Origin of the sequence: Dolichospermum sp. LEGE 00246 (assembly GCF_015207865.1) — a bacterium.
In the GTDB taxonomy this organism is placed as follows: domain Bacteria; phylum Cyanobacteriota; class Cyanobacteriia; order Cyanobacteriales; family Nostocaceae; genus Dolichospermum; species Dolichospermum heterosporum.
Genome location: NZ_JADEWA010000690.1, coordinates 1 through 1,848 on the forward strand (window position 1 = coordinate 1; position 1,848 = coordinate 1,848).

The 1,848-nt window shown below is 39.4% G+C and carries 2 protein-coding genes and 1 pseudogene; 1 reads left to right on the forward strand and 2 read right to left on the reverse strand.

All coding sequences use genetic code 11. The features are described 5' to 3' along the window. Positions 1-91: 91 nt before the first annotated feature. Positions 92-913 (forward strand): polysaccharide deacetylase family protein, encoded by an 822-nt coding sequence (locus IQ228_RS25615; RefSeq protein ID WP_027403247.1) that lies wholly within the window; start codon positions 92-94, stop codon positions 911-913. Positions 914-1,021: 108 nt separating this feature from the next. Here the strand turns inward: IQ228_RS25615 and IQ228_RS25620 are convergent, their stop codons facing one another. Both IQ228_RS25620 and IQ228_RS25625 read right to left on the reverse strand, forming a co-directional pair. Then, positions 1,022-1,414 (reverse strand): alr0857 family protein, encoded by a 393-nt coding sequence (locus IQ228_RS25620; RefSeq protein WP_193964941.1) that lies wholly within the window; start codon positions 1,412-1,414, stop codon positions 1,022-1,024. 16 nt (positions 1,415-1,430) lie between these two features. Beyond that, positions 1,431-1,724, reverse strand: a pseudogene (locus IQ228_RS25625) (HNH endonuclease); the annotation flags it as partial. Positions 1,725-1,848 lie beyond the last annotated feature (124 nt).

The window sequence follows — 1,848 nt, forward strand, 5'->3', positions numbered from 1 at the left end:
ATTTAATATCAACTCATAGTAAAAAGTTTCTGTTAATACTGTAAAAGCTCAAATTCCCATTCCGTGCAATATATCAGAGAACTTTAACTTTATGTACCCAAATTATAATTCCATAAAAATAATTAGCATTGCCACAATAGTATTATCCTTAATAGCTTGTAACCACAACCCAAATACACCCCAATTAAAAATAAATAGCGAGTCTTTAAAAGTTGCCATTCCTAACAATCAAGTCAATCTCAAATCACAACCACCAGCTAAAGTTGAAACCCTGAATTTTACCGTTCCTGCTAAATATCAGGCAAAAACCGTTTATAAAGTCGCTCCCAGCAACAAAGAAAAAGTCATTGCTTTAACGATTGATGATGGTCCCTGGCCAAAAACTACCGCAGAAATGTTAGATATCCTCAAACAAAATCATGTCAAAGCTACATTCTTTTGGGTAGGAACTGCCTTACAAGAAAATCCTGAAATTGGTAAACGAGTTGTTGCTGAAGGTCATGCTATTGGTAATCATACTTGGCATCATTGGTATCGAAAGATGGATCAAGCTACAGCCAAAAGTGAAATTGAAAAAACGAATGAGTTAATTTATCAAACTACAGGTGTAAAAACATCTTTTTTTCGTCCCCCAGGCGGCTATTTAAACAACGGATTAGCTGCTTATGCTAAAAGCCAAAAAAACTCTGTTGTCATGTGGTCAGTGACTTCAGCAGACACCGATCCTCATGCAAAATATCAAGTATTTATTAAAAATGTTCTCAGAGATGCTAAACCAGGGGCTATTGTCTTAATGCACGATGGTGGGGGGAATCGAGAAAGAACCGTGAAAGCCTTGCCAGAAATCATCAGCGGACTCAAACAACAAGGCTACCGATTTGTTACAGTTCCTGAACTTTTAGAAATGCCGTAATGACGGGGAATTTTAGATTTTGGATTTTAGATTTATTCCCCGAATAAATTCGGGGCTTCAGACCTTTTTAAATTTTGGATTTTGAATCTTCAATCCAAAATTTAAAATCTAAAATTCGGTGACGACAGAAGCACAGACTTGAGACTCTTGCCAAAGTTTATACAAAAAAAACTCCGCACTATAGCTCATAGTGGTGACAAATACACCTACAGCATCATCATTACCATCAGATAACCAAGAACCATCTAGGGTAACTTCTAAGTATTCAGCATCGCACTTACATAAGCCCATAATTTCACTATCATGGCGATTTACTTCCGTCTTCAGTCTTTCTACTCCTGGTAAATTAAGAGGTAGCAAAAAGGAAGCTGTGGTGGGTTCAACACGCAAAGATTGACTGACACGCAGTGCCAAAATCACTCTTTGCGCGACCCATTCTTCGAGAGATTGAGTGAGACACTCTAAATAAAAACTGTTATCGGTGTAAGTTAATTTCAGCATTCCTTTTGCTCTCCTGTTATTCCAGGTTTGCTTGCATATTCATCCAAAACTTCTCAGCAAATGTCACAGTTGGGTGAACAGGTGCTTTAGGTAATTTACGTAGAAGCATCCCAGCTTCAGCGGGTGTTTTATCGCCTTTGCGAGAATTACATTTTTCGCAAGCTATGACTACGTTATCCCAAGTATGTCGGCCACCTTTAGATCGGGGGATGACATGATCTAGGGTGAGATGTTTGTTAGTACCGCAATATTGACAACTGCTATGATCTCGTCGTAAAATCTCCCGACGATTCACTGGGGGAATTTTCCACCAGGGGATTGCGGGAAGGCTGGGAGCCGCGTCTCTTTAGAGCGCGGGGGAAAGCCTACCCGTGCGGTTTTAACCGCTGCCAATATTCTCAACCATGATGCGGGTCATTAATATATCTTTCTAT

Coding starts and splice junctions, on each gene's coding strand:
- IQ228_RS25620 (WP_193964941.1), bottom strand. CDS start 1,414: ATGCTGAAATTAACTTACACCGATAACAGTTTTTATTTAGAGTGTCTC.
- IQ228_RS25615 (WP_027403247.1), top strand. CDS start 92: ATGTACCCAAATTATAATTCCATAAAAATAATTAGCATTGCCACAATA.